The 24,634-nt window shown below is 56.1% G+C and carries 19 protein-coding genes and 1 pseudogene; 11 read left to right on the top strand and 9 right to left on the bottom strand.

Annotated elements, in window-relative coordinates:
- Window positions 1-233 precede the first annotated feature (233 nt).
- From FB556_RS03290 to dnaA, 4 genes are all read right to left on the bottom strand, one after another.
- A complete protein-coding gene (locus FB556_RS03290) occupies window positions 234-737 on the bottom strand; it encodes a DciA family protein (protein ID WP_141864695.1) in 504 nt (167 codons plus the stop codon).
- The gene (recF, locus tag FB556_RS03285; protein WP_141864693.1) at window positions 727-1,977 is read right to left on the bottom strand and encodes a DNA replication/repair protein RecF; all 1,251 of its coding nucleotides are present in this window, start codon (window positions 1,975-1,977) and stop codon (window positions 727-729) included. The genes FB556_RS03290 and recF overlap by 11 nt, the downstream gene beginning before the upstream one ends.
- Before the next feature lie 2 nt (window positions 1,978-1,979).
- Window positions 1,980-3,110, bottom strand: coding sequence for a DNA polymerase III subunit beta (dnaN, locus tag FB556_RS03280; protein WP_141864691.1), 1,131 nt, complete (start codon window positions 3,108-3,110; stop codon window positions 1,980-1,982).
- A gap of 662 nt (window positions 3,111-3,772) precedes the next feature.
- Window positions 3,773-5,293 (bottom strand): chromosomal replication initiator protein DnaA, encoded by a 1,521-nt coding sequence (dnaA, locus tag FB556_RS03275; protein ID WP_141864690.1) that lies wholly within the window; start codon window positions 5,291-5,293, stop codon window positions 3,773-3,775.
- A gap of 418 nt (window positions 5,294-5,711) precedes the next feature.
- On the opposite strand from dnaA, the gene rpmH reads away from it, so the two are divergent.
- From rpmH to FB556_RS03235, 8 genes are all read left to right on the top strand, one after another.
- On the top strand, window positions 5,712-5,849 hold the full coding sequence (rpmH, locus tag FB556_RS03270; protein ID WP_141864688.1) for a 50S ribosomal protein L34: 138 nt from the start codon (window positions 5,712-5,714) through the stop codon (window positions 5,847-5,849).
- A 36-nt stretch (window positions 5,850-5,885) separates the two neighbouring features.
- The gene (rnpA, locus tag FB556_RS03265; RefSeq protein ID WP_141864686.1) at window positions 5,886-6,263 is read left to right on the top strand and encodes a ribonuclease P protein component; all 378 of its coding nucleotides are present in this window, start codon (window positions 5,886-5,888) and stop codon (window positions 6,261-6,263) included.
- Entirely contained in the window at window positions 6,253-6,663 is a 411-nt protein-coding gene (yidD, locus tag FB556_RS03260) for a membrane protein insertion efficiency factor YidD (RefSeq protein WP_246057180.1), read from the top strand. Before rnpA ends, yidD begins: the two co-directional genes overlap by 11 nt.
- Window positions 6,664-6,667: 4 nt before the next feature.
- Window positions 6,668-7,630 carry a membrane protein insertase YidC gene (yidC, locus tag FB556_RS03255; protein WP_141864683.1) on the top strand — a complete coding sequence of 321 codons (963 nt, stop codon included), beginning with the start codon at window positions 6,668-6,670 and terminating at the stop codon, window positions 7,628-7,630.
- Window positions 7,627-8,154 (top strand): Jag family protein, encoded by a 528-nt coding sequence (locus FB556_RS03250; RefSeq protein ID WP_141864681.1) that lies wholly within the window; start codon window positions 7,627-7,629, stop codon window positions 8,152-8,154. Before yidC ends, FB556_RS03250 begins: the two co-directional genes overlap by 4 nt.
- A 26-nt stretch (window positions 8,155-8,180) precedes the next feature.
- Complete coding sequence (rsmG, locus tag FB556_RS03245) at window positions 8,181-8,840, top strand: 16S rRNA (guanine(527)-N(7))-methyltransferase RsmG (RefSeq protein ID WP_141864679.1); 660 nt, start codon at window positions 8,181-8,183, stop codon at window positions 8,838-8,840.
- Between the two features lie 33 nt (window positions 8,841-8,873).
- On the top strand, window positions 8,874-9,821 hold the full coding sequence (locus FB556_RS03240) for a ParA family protein (RefSeq protein ID WP_141864677.1): 948 nt from the start codon (window positions 8,874-8,876) through the stop codon (window positions 9,819-9,821).
- Window positions 9,822-13,224: 3,403 nt separating this feature from the next.
- Window positions 13,225-14,418 (top strand): ParB/RepB/Spo0J family partition protein, encoded by a 1,194-nt coding sequence (locus FB556_RS03235; RefSeq protein WP_141864675.1) that lies wholly within the window; start codon window positions 13,225-13,227, stop codon window positions 14,416-14,418.
- A 256-nt stretch (window positions 14,419-14,674) separates the two neighbouring features.
- Here the strand turns inward: FB556_RS03235 and trxA are convergent, their stop codons facing one another.
- The 5 genes and pseudogenes from trxA to FB556_RS13620 form a co-directional block, all read right to left on the bottom strand.
- Window positions 14,675-14,998, bottom strand: a complete 324-nt coding sequence (gene trxA, locus FB556_RS03230) for a thioredoxin (protein ID WP_141864673.1) — start codon at window positions 14,996-14,998, stop codon at window positions 14,675-14,677.
- A complete protein-coding gene (gene trxB / locus FB556_RS03225; RefSeq protein WP_246057179.1) occupies window positions 14,998-15,987 on the bottom strand; it encodes a thioredoxin-disulfide reductase in 990 nt (329 codons plus the stop codon). Before trxB ends, trxA begins: the two co-directional genes overlap by 1 nt.
- Window positions 15,988-16,119: 132 nt before the next feature.
- Entirely contained in the window at window positions 16,120-17,742 is a 1,623-nt protein-coding gene (locus tag FB556_RS03220; RefSeq protein ID WP_141864672.1) for a hypothetical protein, read from the bottom strand.
- 110 nt (window positions 17,743-17,852) lie between these two features.
- Window positions 17,853-19,583: a murein biosynthesis integral membrane protein MurJ gene (gene murJ / locus FB556_RS03215; RefSeq protein WP_246057178.1), complete on the bottom strand. Its 1,731-nt coding sequence runs from the start codon at window positions 19,581-19,583 to the stop codon at window positions 17,853-17,855.
- A 422-nt stretch (window positions 19,584-20,005) separates the two neighbouring features.
- Window positions 20,006-20,572 (bottom strand): annotated as a pseudogene (locus tag FB556_RS13620) (NUDIX hydrolase); the annotation flags it as partial.
- Window positions 20,573-20,684: 112 nt separating this feature from the next.
- On the opposite strand from FB556_RS13620, the gene FB556_RS03205 reads away from it, so the two are divergent.
- From FB556_RS03205 to FB556_RS03195, 3 genes are all read left to right on the top strand, one after another.
- Complete coding sequence (locus FB556_RS03205; RefSeq protein WP_379985062.1) at window positions 20,685-22,142, top strand: CCA tRNA nucleotidyltransferase; 1,458 nt, start codon at window positions 20,685-20,687, stop codon at window positions 22,140-22,142.
- A gap of 159 nt (window positions 22,143-22,301) precedes the next feature.
- On the top strand, window positions 22,302-22,826 hold the full coding sequence (locus tag FB556_RS03200) for a DedA family protein (RefSeq protein WP_211343962.1): 525 nt from the start codon (window positions 22,302-22,304) through the stop codon (window positions 22,824-22,826).
- A gap of 21 nt (window positions 22,827-22,847) precedes the next feature.
- Window positions 22,848-24,554, top strand: a complete 1,707-nt coding sequence (locus FB556_RS03195) for a formate--tetrahydrofolate ligase (protein WP_211343961.1) — start codon at window positions 22,848-22,850, stop codon at window positions 24,552-24,554.
- Window positions 24,555-24,634: the final 80 nt, after the last annotated feature.

Raw genomic sequence — 24,634 nt, 5'->3', positions numbered from 1 at the left:
ATTTTCAACCACGGGCCGTATTGCTCCTGTGCAGATCTAAATCAGAAAGTCTATAACGTCCCTATTCTACGACATTGTGTGTGATTTCGCCCAAATTTCAGGGGTGCTGTCGGCTAAAACCTCGCTCAGAACGCCCAAAATTGCCTTGAGAGCGTCATCGCAGGCCTAATTATGACCCCGGTATCATCTGTCGTCTCACAAATCGCTCTACAGCCCCTTAGGACGTCGCAAGATTAACGCCAGCGTCCTCGGCCGCGCCGACCGTAGCCACCACTCGCCGGGCCCTTGATTTCCAGCTTGGTGATGACACCAGGCCCGAGCCGCTCATCAAATTTGTGCATCAACTGCGGGGTGAGTAACCGCAACTGCGTCGCCCACGCCGTCGACGATGCCCGCAACACCAACGTGGCGTTTTCAAAACTTTCGACCTTGGCGTTTTGGGCAATCTGTTCGCCCACAATCGAAGACCAGTCGGCTAACACCGAGCCCACCGCGACCGGTTCTTTCCACCCGCGCTGGGCAATGAATTTGGAAAACACATCCCCGATCGGCTGCGGTCCCGACGTCTTCACCGGCACATCATGCGCAGCGCGTTTTTTCTTCCGACGTCGGTGGTGCTGGCCAACCATCCCGGGACGAAACCCGGCCTCGGCCGCCGCTTGCCGTACTCGTTGCAGCGCTGCTGCGGCCGCATCGATGTGGTCGTGTTCTTCTTCTCGCTCGTGCTCAGTCATCATCACCTTTCTCCTCGAGTGACACCGAGCCTTCGGCGTCCTCGAATTGATTGGCTTCGATGACTTTCAGCGTTTCCAGATCCGTCAGGTGCTCGCCGGGTGATGAGAGACCGTCACGCATCTGCACCGGGATATGGGTTGCGTTAAGGCCCTCTGGGATATCTGCGGTGACTGCCGCGGTAATGATGAGCTGTTCGGCATCCCGGGTCATCTCGACTAATCGACTGCGGCGCGCAGCATCCAGTTCGGCAAAGACGTCGTCGAGAATGAGCACCGGTTTGGCTCTGGGGTCTGGATCATCTTCTATCAGCACTCGGTAGGACGCCAAACGCAGTGCCAGCGCTAGCGACCAGATCTCCCCGTGCGAGGCGAAGCCCTTGGCCGGCGCTGGACCCAAGGTGATGACCAGGTCATCGCGGTGCGGCCCGACCAGGGTGACCCCGCGGTCGCGTTCGGAACGATAGGAGTTTTCTAATTCCGCTAAGACGGCTTGGTAGAGATCAGCTTCATTGGGCACTTCGGCATGCTGACCGGTGGCCAGTGGCACGGTGGATTGATACGCAAATCCGGCGGGCTTATTGCCGTTGGACAGTTCCGCATAGGCCGTCGACGTCGGTGCTGCCAAGAGGCGTAGGGCGTGTAGCCGGCCGTTGATGAGTCTGGCGGCAGCCCGTGACAAGTGTTCATTCCACACCGCCAGAGTGGTTTCGTGTTCCTCGGTCCAGGATCCTGGTTTGCGTCCGGATTTCAATAACGCGTTGCGTTGGCGGAGCACCCGGTCAAAGTCTCGTCGAGCATCGCCGAGGGCCGGGCGCATCTGGACGATGAGGTCATCCATGAAGCGACGTCGAATATCGGGTTGGCCAACGACTAATTCGATGTCTTCAGGGGCAAAGAGGACGGCTTTGAAAATGCCATAGGCCTCCCGAGCTGGTCGGGGTGCCCCGCGGTTGATGGCCACCCGGTTGGATTTTCCGGGGTTGAGCTCATATTCGATCGAGATGGTCTGTTCGCCACGGTGGATCCGGCCTCGCGCGAGCGCTTGTGTTGCACCGATGCGCACGAGAGGGTGGTCATGGGAAACTCGGTGTGAGTGTTGGACCGCCAGGTAGTTGATGGCTTCGGCGATATTGGTTTTCCCGACCCCGTTAGCACCGATCAGAATATTGGGGCCGGGTTTGAACTCAATTTCGGCTTGTTCGTATGAACGATAGTTGGTCAGCGAAAGATGCGACAGGTACACGGTTAGTTTGGAATGCGGATCGGCATGACCAAGTACCGGTAGTCGTCATTCTGCGGGCCTTCGAGTTCTTTTTTACCCGTCAGGAGTGCCGGTTTTGGTGCGCTGGTGAATGCGAAACGGGTGTAGCCACCGCCGATGACGTTCAGGCCGTCCGAGAGGTACGAGGGGTTGAAGGCTACGGTAATGTCTTCGCCGTCCAACTGCACTGGTACAGATTCAGTTGCTGAGGCGTCGTCGCCCTGCCCGGCTGACAGTGAGACTTCACCATCGGTAAAGGACATCAGCAAGGATGTGTTGCGCTCAGCAACCAGCGCGACACGTTTGACAGCTTCCACGAGCTGCCCGGTATCAACAGTTGCATAAATATTTGATTCTTCTGGGAAAAGCGAACGAATCTTCGGATATTCGCCATCAACCAGCAAGCTGGTGGTCCGGCGTCCACCGGAGGAGAAGCCAATTAGTTCTGTTGAATCCTCTTCAGACGAGAGGCGAAATTCAATTTCTCCACCGCCACCGAGAGAGCGGGCCACTTCGGTCAGGGTGCGAGATTTCACCAGCACCGAGGTCGAGATCGATGGATCATGCGGCGTCCAGGTGATTTCTTTCATGGCCAGACGATAGCGGTCAGTTGCTAGGAAGGTGATGGTGTCACCTTCAATTTCGATTTTGACTGCAGTCAAAATCGGGAGCGTGTCGTCTTTGGAAGCAGCGGCGGTGACCTGCGCAATGGCTTCTGAAAATACTGAGCCGTTGATGGTGCCGGCGACTTCTGGCATGGCCGGCAGTGCCGGATATTCTTCAACCGGCATGGTGGCCAGGGTAAATGTGGAATTCTGACAGGTCACGATGACGCGAGATTCAGCTAATTCGATGGTGACCGGAGCGTTCGGCAGCGATTTGACGATGTCGCTGAGCATGCGGCCTTCGACCAGGATCTGGCCTTCGGTATCAATATGAGCTTCAACATCAAGTTGGGCCGAGGTTTCGTAGTCAAAGCTTGCGATCGAAACGAGATTATCTTCAGCGGTGATGAGCAAACCACGCAGAACCGGAACGGGTGGTCGAGGTGACAGAGAACGTGCGGTCCAAGTGACAGCGTCAGTTAGAACATCCCGTCCGATTGTGAACTTCACGAAGAGTCTGCCTTCCCGTTGAGTGCTTGCAATGCAAATTGCCGTTGATAATACGTTGGCACCTGAATTTATAGAGGTGCGCTAGTTAGCTTAGCGCGCTTTAGGGACGCATGCGACACAAGTGGTGTCTTTCGGGGTTATTTGGTGCAAACGAGAAAACCTCTTTTTCAGTGAGTCGAGTTCAAAATGGTCAGCCCATCGTTATTTAGAGGTGTTTAAAGGAATAGGGGTAATAGTAGGTGGTGTGGATACTGTGGAAAAGCCTGTGCATCCGCACCCCTATAACGAATTTGCTGTGGAGATTAAAGTGCAGGGCGCTCGATTCGCTTGTGGGCAAGCTGTGCAGGACCAAACTCGTTACATCGTTGTAATTCCACCGATTAATAGAGTTATCCGCAACTCTATTCCACTTATCCCTTAAGAATCCACAGGCTTATCCACAACGTGGATAATGGAGTTAATCTTCAGTGTGGATAAGTCTGTGGAAACCTGTGGATTACCGTGGACCCCGGTTTACTGCGGAGCGCTGTTTCAGCAAGCACGAGCGGAAATAGGGGTACTGGGGGTATGTGGACTAGCCCTCAACCTTAACTTGAAGGTATCCGGGTTTAACCGCCTGTTAAACCCTTATTGTCTGATTCAACAACGAGTGCGTAATATCTCTAGATATTCCGTGCGCGCTGCTTAATCTTGTTGGTCAGCTCGGTGACCTGGTTGTATATCGCATGACGTTGGCTCATCAAATCTCGAATCTTTCGATCTGCGTGCATCACGGTGGTGTGGTCGCGTCCGCCGAACTCTGCGCCAATGCGCGGTAGTGACATTTCGGTGAGCTCACGCAAAAGATACATCGCAATTTGGCGTGCGGTCACCAGAGTGCGTGTACGAGATTTGGATTGGAGATCGGCGATAGAGAAACCGAAGTAATTGGCGGTCTCATCCATAATCAGATCCGACGTAATTTCTTGAGCGTCGTCGTCGGTGATCAGATCCTTGAGAATGTACTGGGCCTGATCGAGGTTGATGGGCTCATTATTCAACGAGGCATAAGCAGTCACACGGGTGAGGGCGCCTTCAAGTTCGCGAATATTCGTATCGATGCGCGAGGCAATATATTCCAATGCATCGGCGGGAACAGTGATCCCTTCTGCATCGGCCTTTTTTGCCAAGATCGCGATACGAGTCTCAAGATCAGGCGGCTGAATATCGGTGGTCAGTCCCCATTCGAAGCGAGAACGCAGGCGCTCTTCGAATCCAGATAACTGCTTGGGCGGCAAGTCCGAGGTGATGACGACTTGTTTGTTGTTGTTATACAGCGCGTTGAACGTGTGGAAGAACTCTTCGACCGTGGCTTCTTTATTCGCCATGAACTGGATGTCATCAATGAGCAGAATGTCAACGTTGCGATAGATCTGCTTGAAGGATGCGCCTTCGTCGTGACGAATCGAGTTAATGAAGTCATTGGTGAATTCTTCTGAATTGACGTAACGCACGCGAAGTCCAGGGAAGAGTTCTTGAGCGTAATGCCCGATAGCGTGTAATAGGTGAGTTTTGCCGAGTCCAGATTCTCCGTAGATAAACAGCGGGTTATATGACTTGGCGGGAGATTCGGCTACGGCATAGGCGGCGGCGTGTGCGAAACGGTTAGACGAACCGGTAATGAAGTTGTCGAAATGGTAATGCTCATTCAGGCGTGACCGTTCACCTGAACTTGGCGAAATATTTTGTTGCAATCCACCACTGGGAGTGGCGGCGGGATTGGTCCTCGAGGAAAAAAGCTCATCTAACAGGGGCTCATCGGACTGAAATCTATCGGCTCTATCGTGGGCAGCCTCGGAGATATTCACAACATTGTCCACAGGGGCGGGCTCGGGTGTGGATCGCAGTGGAGAACTCGGAATCTCGGGTGCAAAAGCATGCATATTCGTGTCAATGGAGTAAGCGCAATTGATCTCTGTCCCAAAGATTTGAGTGAGTGCTCGTGCAAGATGTTCTTGCAGCTGGTTCTCTAGAATGTCCCGAGTCATCTCATTTGGAACGGCTAATAGCAGGGTGTTCGCGATGAGTCCCTGCGGCCGAGCCAGATCTAAAAACCCCATTTGACTAGGTCCGATGTCACCTGAGGCGCGGACAGTATCAACAACTCGCTGCCACGAGTTGATAATCGATTCACTGACACCCATCTTTTAAACCCCACCTCATCGGTCCCGCACTGACTCTGAGTTCCTCTCGTCATCACCGCACTATTTACGCATCACTTATAGACCATATATTTCGGACTGCAGCCGCATGTTCCCGCAGTTCCGAATATGAGCCTTCCCCAACCCTAGCCTTAATTTCCACAGGCAAGAGATAGTTATGCACAGCTTATACACAGTAAGCGTATTCGGGTAATCGAACGTGAGTGCGGATTTGACCTAAGCGGTCACTGTTCTTAGACTAGGGAAGTCTTACGCGGGGCGAAGCGTGCCCATTTTGTGGCTGCGACCGGTAGGACATTAACAAATAATGAACGAATATCGCCGAAGTTTTTGGGCAAACGCAGTTTGAAACGTACTTCCCAAGCACGCTTCCGCGTTTGAATGAGTGTGGAGAATAACAGTGTCTAAGCGGACTTTTCAGCCGAATAACCGCCGCCGTGCCCGTAAGCATGGTTTCCGTTCCCGTATGCGTACCCGCGCCGGTCGTGCAGTTCTATCGGCACGTCGCACCAAGGGTCGCGCACGCCTGAGCGCATAAAGAAGCTCGGTGCCGGTGGCCCAGGAGCTTGATTGAGTGCTACCGAAACACCAACGCATACGCACTGCAGCACAATTTTTTGAGACACAACGTTCCGGTTCCCGTTTCGGCAATCGGAACGTTGTTGTATCTGCAAATATTCGATTCAGTGCTGACGACGCGCCTCGAGCAGGCTTCATTGTGTCTAAAGCTGTAGGCAATGCGGTGACTCGAAACAGCGTCAAACGTCGATTGCGTGCCATTGTCACCGAGCTTTTTAATCGCGACCTTGGGGTTGATCTTCCAGGCGGTTCAGTTGATCTAGTCGTCAGGGCTTTACCGGCCTCGGCGCAGCTTGATTTCGACGAACTTCAAGAGTCGACAACCCACGCGGTTCATGGGGCACTCAGAAAGTTTATGCGTCGTGGTCAATAACGATAAGCACTCGGAATTTTCCACTGGAGCGCAGCCTTCTCCATTTATTGTGAAAGAAGGCGCGACGCAATGGGGCTTCATCCGAGCGTTGCCCTCGACCCTGGTTGGTTGGCTTCTTCGAGCCTATCGAAGAGTGATCTCTCCGACCTATGGGGACGTCTGTAAATTCTTTCCGACGTGTTCCGCCTACGGCCTAGAAGCGGTTTATACGCACGGTGCCATTAAGGGTAGCCTTATGGCAGGACTACGCGTGCTGCGTTGTCATCCTTGGCAAGATGGTGGCATTGATCCGGTTCCCCCAGGAAAGCGGATTTGGCCGGATGGCAAGCAACCATTCATTATTGAACTGAATCACCCGGTGATTCCACCGGACGATGACGCCACCGAAGAGGAAAAATAAGACTATGGGATTTTTTGACACGATTCTTCTCCCCTTCACATGGGCGGTCTCGTGGGTACTGAGCATGTTCCACACGGTGCTCGGTGCTCTCGGGATGGACTCCGATTCCGGGTGGACTTGGACCCTAGCGCTTGTACTGTTGGTCGTGCTTATCCGTACGCTGTTGATCCCGGTGTTCGTCAAACAGATCAAATCGCAACGTGCCATGCAAGAGCTGCAGCCTGAGATTAAAAAGCTGCAAGAGAAATATAAGAATAAAAAGGATCAACTCTCTCGCCAGGCGATGGCGATGGAGCAGCAACAACTATTCAAGGACCGCGGGACCAGTCCGTTTGCAGCCTGTCTGCCCATGCTGGTTCAGATGCCGTTCTTCTTTGCGCTCTACCGCGTCCTCGTGAATGCCTCGGGCGCCGCGCAGGACAACGAGTCCATCGGGGCACTGTCTGCCGAAGAGATTCATTCGTTTTCGAACTCTACGTTCGCCGGCGCTCAGATGTCCGACGTACTTGGTGAAAACCTCGGCGCCAACTTTGATCTGAACGTCGTCATCGTCGCCGTTGTGCTCATCATCTTGATGGTCGTCTCCATGTTCTACATGCAGAAGACCCTCATGGGTAAAAACATGTCCGAAGCTGCCCAGACCGGACAGTTCGCACAAACCCAAAAAATCATGCTGTACGCCCTCCCGCTAGTCTTTGCGATTGGTGGTTTCAACTTCCCAATCGGTGTTCTGATCTACTGGACTGCAACCAACTTCTGGGCTACCGGACAGCAGCTATTCATTATCCGTCGTAACCCGACCCCCGGCTCGATTGCTGAACGAGAACTCAATGAACGTCGCGCTGCCAAAGGCCTGCCACCTGTTGGGAAAGCCGCTGAGGAAGCAAGAGAACGGGCTGAGGCAAAAGCGGAGAGACCAAAGGGTCAGCGCCAGCAACCTGTGAGAAAACCGAGGAAGAAACGATGAACGAAGAACAAAACAATGACGCTGAAGACGTGACCGACGAAGAAGAATTTGAGGTCGCGGATATCGAAGCGGAAGGCGACCACGCCGCCGATTACATCGAGGAATTGCTCGATATCGCAGACCTTGATGGTGACATCGATATCGAGGTGCGCAACAATCGGACCTATCTGTCAGTGCTGGCGCCCGAAGACGACGAGGGCATCCAAGGCCTCGTTGGCGAGGACGGCAAGACACTCGAAGCACTGCAGGAACTCACTCGCCTGGCTGTGCTTTCGTCCACCGGCCAGCGGTCGCGTCTGATCCTCGATATTGCAGGTCATCGGGTCAAACGTGCTGACGCGCTGCGCGAGCTCGCTCGTGAAGCGATCACCAAGGTCGAGTCCGAGGGTGGCACCCAGCACATGAAACCCATGAGCCCGTACGAACGTAAACTCGTGCATGACGTCGTCGCTGAAGCTGGCCTGTATTCTGAATCTGAAGGTGAAGGTCCACGCCGTCACGTTGTGATTAGCGCCGGAGAATAGTCTTGTCTGAGAAACAACCTGTCCCCATGAGCGACCCTGCCGAAGCCCAGTTGGATCGACAGGAAGCCTGGATCGTCGATGCCACGGAAGTGCTCTACGGGGACCGCACAGAGGTCGCTGAACGTTTCGTCGAGCATCTGGTCACCACGGGTATAGAGTGGGGCCTGCTCGGTCCACGGGAGATCCCTCGAATGTGGGATCGGCACGTTCTGAACTGCGCTGCCGTTCAAGAACTCCTCCCCCGCGGTGCTGTCGTTGCCGATGTGGGCTCCGGGGCGGGCCTTCCCGGCTTAGCCCTGGCTATCGCTCGTCCGGATGTGCAATTCGTATTGATCGAGCCGTTAGAGCGCCGCGTGGACTGGTTGGACATGGTCGTGGAAGACCTCGGTCTCGACAATGTTGACGTTATCCGAGCTCGTTCAGAGCAAGTCTTCGATACAGTGGACGTAGATATCGTGACCGCCCGTGCGGTGTCGGCGATGAAATCTCTGGTGCCAATCACTGTGCCGTTACTCCACGGGCAAGGAGAACTGCTTGCCATCAAAGGCCAAAGTGCCGCAGCGGAGATTGAAAAGGCTGAGAAAGTTTTACGGAAGTTCAAAACAAAAAAATCTGAAGTCCTCACTGTAGGCGAGGAACTGTTAGAAGTTCCCACTACCGTGGCACGACTTACGTATGGTTCGTAACCAGCACGTACAATATACTTCAAATTTAAAGTAATGGAGGCTGGCTTGGTCGATCAAGATAACGTTTCACGTGGATTGGAAGAGACGTCTTCCATCGTTGCATCCACGCCTCTTGCTCGCCAATTGGAGTCTGAAAATAGACGTCGTGAAAGGCTCAAGACCAAGCGTATGCCCAAACCGGATAAGACCCGTATCATCACGATCTCCAACCAAAAGGGTGGAGTAGGGAAAACGACCACCACTGTAAACCTGGCAACCGCGATGGCGCGAGCGGGTATGAACGTCTTGGTCGTGGATATGGACCCTCAGGGCAATGCGTCCACGGCTCTAAATATTCCACACCCGCAGGGTACACCTTCGATATACAACGTGCTCATTGAGGATTGGGATCTCAAGGACGTCATTTACGAAAACCCGGAGACTGACAACCTTTACGTAGCGCCCTCAACGATTGACCTTGCCGGTGCTGAGATTGAGCTCGTATCATTGGTGGCCCGGGAGCAACGACTCACGCGCGCCTTGAAGCGGTACTTCGAACACCGCGAGGCCAATGCGATGCCGCGTATTGATTATATTTTTATTGACTGCCCTCCGAGCTTGGGACTCCTGACTGTCAACGCATTTGTGGCCGCTAATGAGGTGCTCATCCCGATACAGACCGAGTACTATGCGCTCGAAGGGCTCTCACAGCTGGTTAAAAACATCGATATGATCCAGCAGCACCTGAACCCGAACCTCCACGTGTCGACGATCCTATTGACCATGTATGACTCCCGCACGAACCTCGCAGTCCAGGTTGCCGAAGAAGTCCGTGAGTTCTTTCCGGAACAGGTGCTCAAATCCATCATCCCGCGTAACGTGCGAATCTCGGAGGCTCCGTCATATCAGCAAAGTGTGCTGACTTATGATCCGAGTTCTACGGGTGCGCTCAGTTACCGCGAAGCGGCCATGGAAATCGCCGAACGCGGCACTAAAAAATAGACCACGCCTAAACTCAGCACTATGCATGAAAATTGCTGACTTGGTGCTTCTCTGAGCCCCTAGTTCGTCTGGGCTCCCTCGATGCGGCCCGTAATCCGTAGTGTTTCACGTGAAACACCTCTAAAACGTCGGCGCACCACCTGCTGGTCTGCCGACGATCAAAGCTTTCGGGTGTCAGCATCACAGAGTTCGGTAGCTCCACTAGTTCAGAGTACTTTCGAAGCCCTCACGGATCCTGAAGTCATACGAGAATGCTCTGCACTGGTGCTGGCATAATGCTTTAGCGCAAGCGGCACTCCCCTATTAGCTTTCCCGTAGTGCAGGGACGTAGCCGATGCGGTGCCAGCTGGATTGATAGACTTTGCGGCACGGAATAGAGGTCTGAGTCCAACCGTGGCGAAAGCAAAGAATGTGTACCCGTCAACTAAGGCGTCAATATTCATTATGCTTGCTCGCAGCGTTCATAAGGCGTTCCAGGTTTCACGATGTATTCCATTCACCGGGCGAGCATCCTCTCATTAGGTGAACATCTTCGGACGTGAAGCAGAGTAGCGCATGCGAGGAAGCCACTCTCCGTTGACAGATTAGAATAATTCTTTGGCAACACTTGTCCGTCCACAACAAGAGCCTGCCTGAGAGCAAAGGTTTCGTGTCTTATTGGGTTAAAGGTTCCACGCAGCCACGGAGCCTGCAAAAGCTGTGGACCAAGGTCATTGATAGTAATGTCCTTGCGGGGTAAGTCGAGTTGCTCATTATTCAGAAAACTTCTGGTACCGAATACGTATCTGAGTTGATTCCTATAATGCTGATCTATGAGGAATCACCAGCAGTCGGTGCTCGATGTTACCCCATGGTAATGCCGAGATATCTCCCCGGGTTATACCAGTCGTTTTTGACCAAAGGAGATTTCGAGATGAGTGAGATTCCGATTGACAGTGGACGCGGAGAGTCGCGGACCCCTGCTTGGAGAGTGTAGCGCTTGGTCCGCTCTGCGCATCTCCCCTCCCCCTGGTGCATGGCCACTGACGAGGCTAAGCGGTTCATACCCATGTGCATGGTGATGAGTGGTCGCAGACAAATGTTCTCTTCGTTGTGGAGAGAATCGAAGGATCGCGATAATTTCCGTAGATCTACATTTCCCTCGGGCAGCAGTCCAAGATGCCTTTGATGCAACTGCGATTACTTCAATCAGTACGTCTTGGTCAGCTAGCAGTCTTCTCTTTTCTTGTGTTGGCTGGTGGCTTGAGAACCGGTCTCGGTCCTCTGGTGGATGCAACGATGGCTGAGTCGGAGCGTTGAGCTATTGCAAGTTAGTAAATAGGGCGGTTGCAGCTCAAGATAAGGGGTTGAAGTGTTGCACCGTCGAGTCTTAATGGGGTCCTCAGGGATTGGGAACTTCGCACAACCTGGGCTGTTGCTTGCACTATGCGTAGAAATAATTAGCTGTCTCAAGGCGGTGTTTCACGTGAAACTAATCTCGCGTAGGTTGGCACAATCCTGCCGACAGTGTCAGCTATGTTGTCTTCCACTGTGAACTGCACGGGACCTTCAGTTCGCGCAGAGACGTCGGCCTTAGGTTAGGCCCGCACCAGTAAAGCGGCATGTGTGCGCTCTTTTACTCTCCCAAAGGTAGAATTCCGTCTACGCTCACGACGCTGTAATGCGGTCTTAGAGATATGTTAAGCCGATATCTGTGTTCGTCGGTACAGGATTTCCTATGCCTCGAGTTCCTGGACGACGGGCTGAGGATTAACGCAGCTACCGAATGCTTCTAGAATCCCACCGGCGGCTGCCTGGAAATGATCACGCAGTATTGACGTTGAGGGCTCTTGCTCAACCCTCTCCCCCGACTCGGGCGTTGATTTAATAGGTTTTGTTTCTGCAAAAAATGACGGTCATCGACTGAAATTTTATCCGCCGGTGGGGCTCGCAATGGATCGACTAGTACCTTGGGTACCTTACGCTCTCGGGCAGGTTCGCTCGGTCCGTTACCTGGGTCCTCTGGAAGGAGACCGTGGAACAAGCCACTGTGCTACCGGTGCGACACTCGGTTACGGCTGGCGAAGCGAGATCCCGCCAGGCTTTTTTGGTACTCATAGTGATCAGAAGCAACATCGAATGCGCACTAACGGCGACCTTCATTGACCCAGCGACACCCGCTTAAACTGCAGGTGCGGCAATGCTTGAGTCATCAGTGTCTTAGCGTCGCGTCTTCGATGACCCCTTTCGAATGATGCAGTTGTGGATCTGATCGTTGAGGACCCACATGCCCCCGGAGCTTTAGTCAGATCCGCGCAGTGCATGCTGCCCACTCATGGTTTATAGGGTAATCGACGATGACTAACCAATGGATCCTATCACCGGCCCGAGGATTGCACTCGGCCATGGCCGGAGGTCTGTTAGCGGGCCCAGTCGCAAGTAGTCTCAGGTCAGCGGTGAAGGTCGGGCGTATCGACGATGTTCAAACAGGTGACTGACACTAAGCCGAAGCTTATTTCTGGGGCTTGCATCGTTCGTGGACTACCTGCGTCCACATGCTGAGGTGACCTCATCTTTACTGCGAAAGCGTCACTCCCACCGAAGGCTTCGTCATGTCACAGATCTACACCTAGATAGGTTCGAGACTACTTCGCCACTGCCTGCAGTCTTCGTCAGCGTTCTCAAGGCGGCGCCTCCTTGTTCGTAGGGCATCATTTGCACCGCATTAGGGCGAGATTTACTTAGATAGGGTAGGCCGGATAAGCCGGGGTGGTCTTTATTTGGAGCCAACATCTAGCTCGTTTCACGTGAAACGAGCTCTTACCCCCGCACATCTCAGCGTTCACTTTGCCTATCTCTGGTCGCATGGACTGAGCGGTCGAGGTTTAAAGGATGACAGGACGTTATGGGAAGGCGACGAGTAGCACTCGGTCTCCGCGGCCACACATGTATGTTTCACGTGAAACCGGTGACAGGACCACTTCCGTTGATCCGACGGTTACCCAGATGCGCGGATGCTTATGAGCGCAAAAGTCGACGCAGCGTTTCACGTGAAACGCTGAGTCCGAGGCCAGCCAGTAAAGCACGCGTGTGGCTTCCAGTATGTCTGGACCGGAGTGCGAGTCACGCCGTGCTTTCTGCTCAGAGGGACGAGTGGTCAGCCCCTCACTTATCGCGTCACTGTGTTTCACTGTAGCTCGCCCCTATCTGATCCTCACGGGCCGTTCATCTGGACTCCAAGGCTGGTACATTGAGTGTCAGCCTTGGCTGGAAATAGGTGCATTTAGGTGGCCGTAACTGGCCAGGAAGTGTATTCCGGTGGCATAAACTCCGTTGTTTCACGTGAAACAACGGAGGGGTTGCGTGAGAGCAGCTACACTTATCATTGTTCATGCGAGTGTGCGAGGAGGACGGGAGGAGCTTCATGACACAACAGCCCAACAAGAATCGTCGGGGGTTAGGGCGAGGTCTAGGTGCCCTTATACAAGATACGTCGGTCACGGATGAGGAATCTGCTGAAGAAGTGGCAGATAAAACACCTACTACAACATCCGGTGATACTTCGGTTGCTGCCACTGCACCAACAAAAGATCAGTCATCAAAGAACGTTGGATCGCGTTATTTGGACTCAATGAAGCCGGCACGCGAAAAGCGGAGACCTGCTGATCTGTTTTTCGGTGATGACCCGAGCCCCAGTCGCCAGCCTGCACGCAACAAGGCGAACCGGGCCTCCATGCCGAATCCAATTTTAGAACGTCCCACTCTCCCAGCGTTCGATGAACCGTCAGTTGCTGAGCCGGAGTCGCACGACGAAAGCCTGCTGCGCGAGATTGCCCTTGATGACGTTCAGCCGAATCCTCGCCAACCTCGTGAGGAATTTGATGAAGAGGCAATGGGTGAGCTCGTGGCCTCTATCACCGAAGTTGGGGTGCTGCAGCCCGTGGTCGTCAGGCCCACGAGTACTGAGGGGCAGTATGAGCTCATCATGGGCGAGCGTCGGTGGCGAGCAAGTAGACGCGCGGGAAAAAAGACCATTCCGGCAATCGTGCGGGACACCGCTGATGAAGATCTGCTGCGTGAAGCGCTACTCGAAAACATTCACCGCAGTGAGCTCAACGCACTCGAAGAAGCCGCAGCTTACCAGCAACTCATGCAAGACTTTGGCTGGTCTCAAGACGTTCTAGCCAAGCGCGTCGGTAGGTCTCGACCCCACATTTCCAACACTTTGCGGCTTATGAACTTGCCTCCTGCCATCCAACGCCAGGTGGCTGCTGGTGTTCTCTCAGCAGGTCATGCTCGCGCTATTCTCGGGGTGTCTGATCAAGCGGTCATGATTCAGCTCGCGCAGCGCGTCATTAATGAGGGTCTGTCAGTACGGTCTACGGAAGAATTAGCCAACCTCATGGCGAAGAATTCTGAAGATGCATCGAAGGTTCCTACCTCAGCTCGACGGAATGCACGGCAGTTCGACGAATTAGCATCCTCGCTAACCGACTTGCTGGACACTTCCGTGAAAATCACATTAGGAGCCAAGAAGGGTCGCATTGCGATTGATTTTGCTTCAGTCGACGACCTGAATCGGATCATGAAGGTTATTAGTCCTGAGGATCCTGCCTAACTGCTGATCTTCCAGAACTTCACGGCATAATGACTTTCATTATGCCGTGAAGTTTTTTAACACACCCCTCCCCTGGCAAGCGGGTCTCCGGTCAGTTGCTATGCAAGAACGGAGAAGCTTGCAGGCCGCTCTGTTGACGACTCACTGAATACTAGCTTTGCCGCATCCCCAATAAGAGGGCTCAATGATGTTGGGGACAGAAAAAGGGTGATGGTCTCGAAGAGACCATCACCCTTGAAGCGAGTGCTGTTCGTTCCTAGTTCAGGAAGTCAGCGAATTCTTTTTCGAGCACGTGCAGTGGCTTTGCGCCGATTGAGGTGGCTGCCTTCTCGCCGTCCTTGAAGACGAATACAGCCGGGATGCTCGTGATTCCGTACTGCGCTGCGATCCCGGGGTTGTCGTCGACATTTACTTTCGCGACGGTCACTTTCTCCGAGTACTTCTCGCCCATTTCTTCAAGAACGGGTGACAGTTGGCGGCAAGGGCCGCACCATTCTGCCCAAAAGTCAACGATGACCGGTTTGTCCGAGTCGATGACTTTCTCTTGGAAATCCTGATCTGTTACATCAATGGTCGACATTAAATTCCTTCCGATAGGAGCTGGGGGCTTTTAACAGCTGCTGGGTTAGCGCCGAGGTAGTCTTCGACATCAATGGCGGCTTTAGCGCCCATGCCGGCAGCCGTGATGGCCTGACGGTACTTACCGTCGACGACATCGCCTGCGGCAAAGACACCGGGGATGTTCGTTGCGGTTGATGGTTCTTGGACGACGATGGTCCCATCCTCGTCATTGATCTTTAGGACATCTTTGACGAGATCCGTGCGTGGGTCCGAACCGATAGCGATGAAGACGCCGTTAACATCGAGAGTATTGACGTCACCGCTTTCAAGGTTCCGTATATCAACTGATTGAACTTTATCTTCACCGTTGATGGTTTCGACGGTCGAGTTCCAGATGAATTCAATCTTCTCATTGGCCAGCGCACGATCGGCCATGATCTGCGAGGCGCGCAGTTCATCACGGCGGTGGATGACGTAGACCTTCGAGGCGAACTTGGTGAGGAACAGGGCTTCCTCCATGGCGGAGTCTCCCCCACCGACCACAGCAAGTGGCATATCGCGGAAGAAGAACCCGTCACAGGTCGCACACCAGGAGACACCTTTACCGGTGAGTGCGCTCTCACCTTCGATACCGAGTTCGCGATACTGCGAACCGGTCGCAATGATGACCGCGCGAGCGTAATGCTTGGTTCCGTCCCCCAGTGTGATGCGTTTTGGCTCTGCTTTGAGGTCAACCTCGACGACGTCTTCATACTGGACGTCGGTGCCGAACTTACGAGCTTGGGCTTCCAAGTGGCTCATGAGCTCCGGTCCCATAATGCCGTCGGGGAAGCCTGGGAAGTTCTCCACGTCGGTGGTGTTCATCAGCTCGCCACCGGCTTGCACGGAGCTGGTGAACATGACCGGTTCCAGGTTCGCTCGGGAAGCGTAGATGGCCGCGGTGTAACCGGCAGGGCCAGATCCAATGATCACAACGTCATGTACGTCGGCGGTGAGGTTCTCTGCCAAGGGTAGGTCCTTTGCTCGTGTTAACAGGTGTGCGGGCGCAACGAATAGGGCCCACTGCGTGTAGTTCTTCCATAGACAACGCACGGCACACCGCAGAATATTCCCTGAGTGTGGCTACGCTTCGCTGTCAGGTTAGTTGACGTCAATCTCGGCGATTCGCAGGCCGAAGGGACGGTCAGGCGAATTCGTGTTTGACAGCGTGGGGAGCTCGGTGAAGTTAATGATCACGTAGCGCGCTTCGATGGGTTCGCCATCAGAGTCATGCGCATCGACTGTGTATTCCGGCCCGGTGAAGGAACCATCGGTGATAAGCACTCCCCCGTTCGGGTCCGGCTCGTTGGCCACCGAGACGGTGAAGGCACCCCCTGAACCTTGGTTCTGGGCGATAGTGATTTCCGAAATGGGCGCTTTTTCTTCCAGCTCGACCACCAGGGCGAGGTTGGAGGCAAAGCCACCGAACTGCGGGGTGGTGAACGTCAGAGTCTGCCAAGCGGTGGCCTGGTTGCCGTCGACGATGGCCGGTAGGTCGGCGTCGTACTCATTGGTCAATCCGGGTGCATCCGGCACGATGCGCTCTACCGAGGCGGGAACGGGAGCCGGGCCGGTGGAATCTTCCTCGGCCTCTTCGTCAGCTGGGGCTTCCTCTTCGTTCTCAGCGGGTGCCTCAGCGGTTGGTTCGGTGGCCACCGGTGGTTCGTCTTCGGGGCTGCCAAGCACGCGGAAGCCGATCACCACGGCGGCGATCAGGATGGCGACCAGGGCGACGCCGGCGATCCAGCGGCCTACGGCTGAGCGTGGTTTCTCATCGGTGTACTCAATGGCGTAGCCGTCATCGGCGGCAGGCTCTTCTGGGGCGGCCGGCGGAATGATCGGGGTGGCCTGTTGGCGCGGCTTCTTTTTGGTTGGCTCGGGTGCAACCACCGGAGGCGGAACCGGCGTGAGAGCGTGGTCTTGTTCCTCGGTGGCCGGTTTGAAGACTTCAGTACGCTGCTCATCGGCTGGAGCTTGGAAGACTTCAGTACGCTGCTCATCGGCCGGTGCTGCGAAGACCTCGGTGCGCTGGTCTTCTTCAGGGGCGGTGCGCCGGTCGTCTTGTTGGGTGTCGGTCCGCGCGTTGGAATTGCGGTTGCCAGCGGCGGCTGCACCCGCAGCGGTTCCAGCTGCTGCCGCTGCACCGGCTGCTGTGGCCCCGGTGGAGCCTTTGCCAGGAGTCTGACCGGGGGTAACGGGCACTTCGTCGGTCTCTTCGTGGAGCCAGGAATCGATCCGGTCGGAGAGTTTGTTGATGAACTCGGGGCGCTTGGCGTCGTCGTCATCTTCTGCGAGCTCTTCTTGGAGTTCGCGGTAGTACTCGGCGTCGTCGTCATAGGTTTGCGGGGTGGCCTGGCGTGATTCACCAAACAACTCGGTGCCCAGGTGCTCGGTGAAAAACGGTTCGACGTAGACGTCACCGGAAGTCAACAGGGCCAGGAAATCTTCGACATCCGCATTGCCCGGAGCGACCAGGTAGGTGCGGTTATCGGACAGGCCGAGGTCCAGGATCTGGATCGAACTGGTGCGTTCACCAGTCGCCAGTTGACGGGCCGATTGCGCTGCTTGGGAGGCGTTTTCGCGAGAGGCAACCAGGATGAGGACTTCACGGTTTAAAACTTGATCTAACCCGGTGAGGACCTGGTCTTGCTGGGCGGATGCCATGACGCGCCCGGTGATCTCGTAGCGACCTCCGAGCACGGTGCCTTCGTCGATAGTGGCCACCAAGACCTCCCTAAGATTGTCGGCGGATGTTCAAGATTGTTCTCTAGTTTAGGTGATCTCACAGGTGCTGTGACCATCTGACAGCGCGGCGTCACACTAGCCGGTGCGACCTATTTAGTGATACGGCGCAGCCGGTTCGTGATGGGGGCGGTGAACTCGTTGAGCTCGGTGACTTCGAAGATGCGGCAGGCCACCAGATAGACGACGATCATGACGGTCCCGACGATGGCGCAAGCCAGTGCTGCGGAGGGGATCGAGCTCATGGCCCAGCCGCCGGTGTAGCCACCCATCGGGTAGAGCAGCGCGGCGCCGAAGATGCCGGCGACGATTGCGGCCCAGCCGGTGCGGATATAGGTCGCGACGACGGCTGTGGTGCCGTAATCGCCGAAGTGGCGTTTGACCAGGATGTGAGTCAGGACCAGTTGGAAGACGTGGACGAGCGTGAAGATCAGGGCGATCAGATGGGCCAGCGAGTCCATGGGGACCAGCGGGGCGATGCCGTAGGCCAACGACAGTGACACCGCGGCGGCGCCGACTTGTACGATCATCGGGATGAGCGCGTTTTCGGCCGCGTAGAACACGCGCAGCAAGTAGAAGTGTGCCGAGCGCAGCGGCATGCCCAGGGCCAACAGGAGCAGGATTTGGGCGATCGCGTGGGCCGAAACGATGGCGGTTTCGGCCGTGGAGGCAAAGAGTCGGGCAACGGTTGGGGCGAGCACGATGATCCCGGCGACCGAGATCATCATCGGCACCGCAAACGTGCGCAGCCCGGAACCGGTGGTGCGTTTGACGGTGGCCATGTCGTTGTCGTGCACCGCGCGCGACAGGTGATTGAACAATACCGTGGCGATGGACAACACGAACACCGAGTGCGGTAGCACGGTGATGAGCTGGCCAATGTTCAGTGCCTGCAGACCGGGGATCGCGGCTTGTTCAAACGGGTCATCGAGCGCCGTTCTAGCCTCGGTTGCGCCGGTGACCAGGCGGTTGATCATCAGGTTCGAGATGTTGCCAACCGTCATGGTCACGATCGTGAATCCGGCCAGGCGACCCGTGTGGCGTAGGCCCATGCCCTTCCACCCGAATTTGGGACGCAGCCCGAGCCCTAAGCGTTTGAGCGGCCACAACAACACGACGGCCTGAATGATAATGCCCAGAGTGTGACCGCCTGCCAAAATGAGCGTGTGCGTCGTCGTCCAGTCAGAAAATTGTTGGCTGTCAGGCATGACCACGTAGGGCCCGAACATGAAAATGTAGAACAGGATGAACCCGATGGCCACGACGTTATTTGCCACCGGGGCCCACATGTAGGCACCGAAGCGACCGTGAGCATTGAGCACCTGACCGATGACGGCGTACATGCCGTAGAAGAAGATTTGCGGCAGCGTCCAGAAGGCAAACGCGGTGCCCAGGGCGAGTTTCGCATCCGACCAACCCATGGTCAGGCCTTGGATGACGGGCGCGGCCAACAGGGTCAGGGCGATGGTGAACGCCCCGATGATGATCGCGGCCAGGGTGATCAGCCGCGAAGTGTAGTCGGCGCCACGGTCGGGTTTTTTGGCCTGTTTGATGATCTGCGGGACCAGTACGACGTTGAACACGCCACCGGCCAGCAGCATATAGATCACATTGGGGATCGTGTTGGCGGTTTCGAACACGTCGGCGACCAGCGCGGTCGAGCCGATGGCCACGGCCAACAGCGAGGTGCGGACGAAGCCCAGCACGCGCGAGACGATGGTTCCGGCGGCCATAATGGCCGAGGCTTTGGCACCGGCGGAGCGGCTGCGGGAGGCGTCTTTTGGGTCGTCGTGGGGCTGTGTGGTCTGCTGGGTTTCGGTCATGTGTTTGGTGTTTGGCGTTTCTTGAACAGTGCGGCCGAAGGTTTCGGGATCTTCGGGCGCTCATCGGGCTCGGATACTGGATCCGATGCGGAGTCTTGGGGCAGATTATCAGCAGAGTCTTGGGACTCACTGGGTGCTGCGGACTCGTTCGATTCTAACGCCAAACGCTCAGTGCCATGATCCGAGTCGTGGGTTTCACACTGAGCTTCCGGTTGGGGTTCGAGCTGTTGTGCCTGTTGCACCAGTTGTGGGGCGCGGGCCAGTTTCTGGGCCAGCTCATAGGGCGTCGGCGGCTTTCTCACCGACTCGTCGTCGGTGCGAAATTGCACCGGAATCAGCCCGGAGGGTAATCTGCGGGTCATCGGCACCACACGGCGCGGTCGGATGGTCGCCGGCGGGGGCGAGATATCAAAGAACTCGGCCATCAGCTCGCGGGCCAACTCCACGATGCGTCGCTCATTGACGAAGGTCAGCCGCCCGGTCAGGCGATCAACATCGACCCAGGCGACGTCGACGGCCTCTTGATCCGGGTCGTTTTCAATAGTCAGCTCGCCTCCGGTGGCCCGCAATAAGAAGTGGTGCACAGTTTTGTGGATGCGTCGCCCCGGGACGGTGAACGTATATTCAATATGTCCTAAATGGGTCAGGATGTCGCCTGAGATCCCGGTTTCTTCGGCAACCTCACGCATGGCGGCCTCGTGGTGGTCCTCTTCGCCCTCGGGATGGCCCTTGGGGAGCACCCATTCGAGTCGTCCTCCACGGTTATACCGTGCAATAATGGCTACCTGGTGGATGCCACGGTGTTCACGCACGACCATGCCGCCGGCCGAAATCTCTCGTACGGTTGGTACTTGCCCACCAACGTCGAGCGGATCGCTCAGCAGCTGGCCCGACTGGGGGTCGCGACGGACCCGGTGCCGTGCAGACGCAGATGTGCCCCAGACATTGGGAGGGGTGCGATCAGCGGCACCGCGGGGGCGTTGGGACATATAATCCACTCTAGCCCGTCGCACCACGTGAGGCATGCCCCACATGCAACACACCGTGGTCCAACAGCAAAACTTTATGACCAGCAAACCCGAACGAAGCCGTTGAAACTCCATGTCACAGCACTCTGAAACCACCTACGCGACCGTGCCCTTACCGGCCGGTTTCCCCGCCGACGTCGCAATGCCCAGATTCGTCATTGACCTCGGGCAGCGCTTCGCCGACGCCGGATACGAACTCGCCCTGGTGGGTGGGCCGGTGCGCGACATGTTCTTGGGCTCGGACGTCACCGACCTGGATTTCACCACGGATGCCAAACCCGCGGCGATTCAACAGATCCTGACCGGTTGGGCGCACGCCCAGTGGGACATCGGAGCGGCGTTTGGCACGATCGGTGCCCGCTATGGCGACTGGATCGTGGAAATTACGACCTACCGGGACGAGAAGTACGATCCGGATTCCCGTAAACCCGAAGTTATTTTCGGCACCGAGTTAGTTGAGGATCTCCGCCGGCGGGATTTCACGGTCAATGCGATGGCGTTGCGCCTGCCGGACTTTGAGCTCGTTGACCCGTTTGGCGGAGTCAAAGCGCTCGTGGCAGGGGTTTTGGAAACTCCCGGCACCCCCGAACAGTCATTTTCGGATGATCCGCTGCGTATGATGCGTGCAGCCCGGTTCGCCGCACAGCTCGGGGTCACGGTATCTCCCGAGGTTGCTGAGGCGATGAAGGACATGGCCTCGCGCATGGTGATTATTTCTTCAGAGCGCGTGCGTGAAGAGTTGGTCAAACTGATGATCTCCCCCAAACCACGCCGCGGCCTGGAACTCCTCGTCGCCTCCGGGCTTGCCGACATTGTGCTCCCAGAGCTACCTGCCCTGCGGGATGCCCAAGACGACGCTCACCGGCATAAAGATGTGTATGACCACTCGATGCAAGTCATGGAAAACGCGATCGAACGCGAAGCCGACTACGTGGATTCCCCGAACTTCGTGTTGCGATTTGCCGCTCTGATGCACGATATTGGTAAACCCAAAACTCGCCGCTTTGAGGCCGGTGGCAAAGTTTCGTTCCGGCATCACGACGTCGTTGGCGCCAAAATGGTGGCCAAACGGATGCGTGAACTGCGCTTCGATAAGGACACCATCAAGGCCGTGGCCCGGCTGGTCGAACTGCACATGCGGTTCTATGGCTATGGGGACGGCGAATGGTCTGATTCTGCGGTGCGTCGTTATGTGACCGACGCCGGCGACCTGCTGCCACACCTGCACGCGCTGACCCGTTCGGATGTGACGACCCAGAATAAGCGCAAAGCACGTCGTCTAGCCGCTGCGTACGATGATCTGGAAACCCGCATCGAACAGCTAGCTGAAGAAGAAGAGCTGGCTGCGATTCGCCCGGATCTCGATGGCCAACAGATTATGGAGATCCTCGGGATCAAACCCGGTCCCCTGGTCGGGCGTGCCTATAAATTCTTGCTGGAGCGCCGTCTGGATGACGGCCCGTCGGATTTTGCGGCATCGAAGCAGGCATTATTGGACTGGTGGGCGCAGCAACCTGAGGCACAAGAATAACCCTCAGCTCACGCCGACGCTTTGGATTGCCTGCTGTCAATGCATTCAGCCGCATCCAGCATGATTAGCTGCAAGCCCAAGCTATGACGCCAGTTAGGAAACTGCCGCATACTAGAAGTTGGGAAGAAGCATTTATCCAATTCTACTGAGGGAGATCGCATGGGCAGTGGTGTCTGGTATAACCCAATGTCCTGGGATGGCCCCTGGATTTGGGTATGGCTCGGACTGTACGTCATCATCTTCTGCCGGGCCGGCGGCACCTACCTGATTGGGCGTGCGGTGCGTAACGGCGTCACCCGGATCGGGGCGATCCAGAAGATCCTGGCTTCCAGCGCCTATCAGCGTGCCGAAACCGCCATCGATCGCTGGGGTGCGCCTGCCGTCGCTGTGTCATTTCTTACCATCGGATTTCAAACGGCGATCAATCTGGCCGCTGGAGCCATTCGGATGCGCTGGTATCACTATCTGCCAGCATTGCTGATCGGCGGGGCGCTGTGGGCCACAGTTTATGCGACCATCGGCTCCGTATCCTTTGGGGCGATCATGGGAGCCTACGAGCGCTCGCCGGTGGCCACGATCGGTCTGACGATCGTGCTGACATTAGTCCTCGTCGGATGGATCATATGGCGGTTAACTGCTACGAAAGCGAGCACTGAGGAGAAAATTCGCTCGACACGCGACTGAATCTTCCGTAACTGTTGTGATGTGGCTAACCTTGCGGTTATGAATGATGCTGAAATATCACTGGCCGCTGAGCTAAAACCTATTGCTGACATTGCCGCGACCGTCAATATCGATGACGACGCCCTGATCCCCTACGGCCACTACATGGCCAAAGTCGACACCCAGAAGATCAAAACCTCCGGGAAGCGCGGAAAACTCATCCTGGTCACCGGGATTTCCCCGACCCCGGCCGGGGAAGGAAAGTCCACTGTCTCCGTTGGCCTTGCTGATGCGCTGAATCTGGTGGGTTCCAAGACGATGGTCGCGCTGCGCGAGCCCTCGCTGGGGCCGGTGTTTGGCATGAAAGGTGGTGCCACCGGCGGCGGGTACGCCCAGGTGGTGCCCATGGAAAACATCAACTTACACTTCACCGGGGACTTCCACGCAATTACTTCGGCCCACAACTTATTGTGCAACCTGGTGGATAACCACATCAACCACGGCAACGAACTGGGCATTGATCCGCGCACGGTGCGCATCAAACGCGTGTTAGATATGAATGACCGCAACCTGCGTAACGTTGTCATTGGTCTGGGTGGTCGTGCGTCGGGCAGTCCGCGCGAAGACGGCTTTGAAATTACCGTGGCCTCGGAAACCATGGCGGTGTTCTGCCTGTCCCGGGATATCGATGACCTCAAAGAACGCCTGTCGCGCATTGTCGTGGCCGAAACCTATGACCGCAAGCCGGTGACGGCCGCAGAACTGGGGCCCAATGGCGCCCAAGGCGGGATGGCGATTCTGCTGCGCGACGCGATGCGTCCTAACCTCGTCCAATCGATTGGCGGGACGCCGGCGCTGATTCATGGTGGCCCGTTTGCCAACATCGCCCACGGTGCGAACTCCGTGATCGCTACCAATACCGCCTTGGATCTGGCTGACACGGTGGTCACCGAGGCCGGTTTCGGTGCGGACCTGGGTGGCGAGAAATTCGTCAACATTACCGGCCCAGCAGGTGGTTTTGCTGCCGCTGCGGTGACCGTGGTCGCGACCGTGCGCGCCTTGAAATACAACGGTGGCTTGTCAGTCGCTGAGGTCAACAAACCTGGCGAGGACCGTTCCGGGCATCTCGACGCGATAGAACGGGGTGCTGAGAACCTGGGCCGTCACCTGGACAACGTGAAATCCTGGGGTGCGCCCGTCGTCGTGGCGATCAACCAGTTCCCGCAGGACACTGACGAAGAACTCCAATGGGTCAAAGACTTCTGTGCCAAACAGGGTGTGCATGCCGAAGTCGTCAGCGTCTGGGCCAACGGGGGCGAAGGGGCCAAAGCCTTGGCCGAACATCTGGTGGACGTTCTCAACGACTCCGAGGACACCGTGCAGCCGATGTTCTGTGCCGACACCGGTATTCGCGAACGCATCGACTACATCGTCAAAAATGTTTATGGCGGCGACGGTGTCGACTTCTCCGCGACGGCCGAACGGCAGCTGAAACAGCTGGAAGACGCCGGCGAAGACAAAATCCCCGTGTGTATGGCCAAAACCCAGTACTCCTTTAGTGACGACCCCAAAGCCCTGGGCGCCCCCAGCGGGTTCCGCGTTACCGTCCGCGAGCTCAACGTCCGCGCGGGTGCCGGCTTCGTCGTCGCCCTGACCGGTGCCATGATGACGATGCCGGGACTTCCCGCCGAACCGGCCTCCGACAAGATGGACGTCAACGAACGAGGCGAAATCGTCGGGTTGTTCTAACCCTTCAACTTCGCCGCGGCCACTGCCATTCGGTACCATTCCCGCAGTGTAGGGCGTGCTATCTGTGTAATAGCACGCCC

Source organism: Enteractinococcus coprophilus (genome assembly GCF_006716305.1).
GTDB lineage: Bacteria > Actinomycetota > Actinomycetes > Actinomycetales > Micrococcaceae > Yaniella > Yaniella coprophila.
The sequence above is the reverse complement of the archived record's forward strand: the minus strand, read 5'-3'. Positions and strand labels throughout refer to the sequence as shown.

What these genes read in the sequence shown, in the direction of transcription:
- rsmG (WP_141864679.1), top strand. Translation starts at nt 8,181, where the DNA reads ATGAGCGACCCTGCCGAAGCCCAGTTGGATCGACAGGAAGCCTGGATC.
- murJ (WP_246057178.1), bottom strand. Translation starts at nt 19,583, where the DNA reads ATGACCGAAACCCAGCAGACCACACAGCCCCACGACGACCCAAAAGAC.
- FB556_RS03235 (WP_141864675.1), top strand. Translation starts at nt 13,225, where the DNA reads ATGACACAACAGCCCAACAAGAATCGTCGGGGGTTAGGGCGAGGTCTA.
- FB556_RS03205 (WP_379985062.1), top strand. Translation starts at nt 20,685, where the DNA reads ATGTCACAGCACTCTGAAACCACCTACGCGACCGTGCCCTTACCGGCC.
- FB556_RS03240 (WP_141864677.1), top strand. Translation starts at nt 8,874, where the DNA reads ATGGAGGCTGGCTTGGTCGATCAAGATAACGTTTCACGTGGATTGGAA.
- trxA (WP_141864673.1), bottom strand. Translation starts at nt 14,998, where the DNA reads ATGTCGACCATTGATGTAACAGATCAGGATTTCCAAGAGAAAGTCATC.
- dnaA (WP_141864690.1), bottom strand. Translation starts at nt 5,293, where the DNA reads ATGGGTGTCAGTGAATCGATTATCAACTCGTGGCAGCGAGTTGTTGAT.
- FB556_RS03200 (WP_211343962.1), top strand. Translation starts at nt 22,302, where the DNA reads ATGGGCAGTGGTGTCTGGTATAACCCAATGTCCTGGGATGGCCCCTGG.
- FB556_RS03290 (WP_141864695.1), bottom strand. Translation starts at nt 737, where the DNA reads ATGATGACTGAGCACGAGCGAGAAGAAGAACACGACCACATCGATGCG.
- yidC (WP_141864683.1), top strand. Translation starts at nt 6,668, where the DNA reads ATGGGATTTTTTGACACGATTCTTCTCCCCTTCACATGGGCGGTCTCG.
- FB556_RS03250 (WP_141864681.1), top strand. Translation starts at nt 7,627, where the DNA reads ATGAACGAAGAACAAAACAATGACGCTGAAGACGTGACCGACGAAGAA.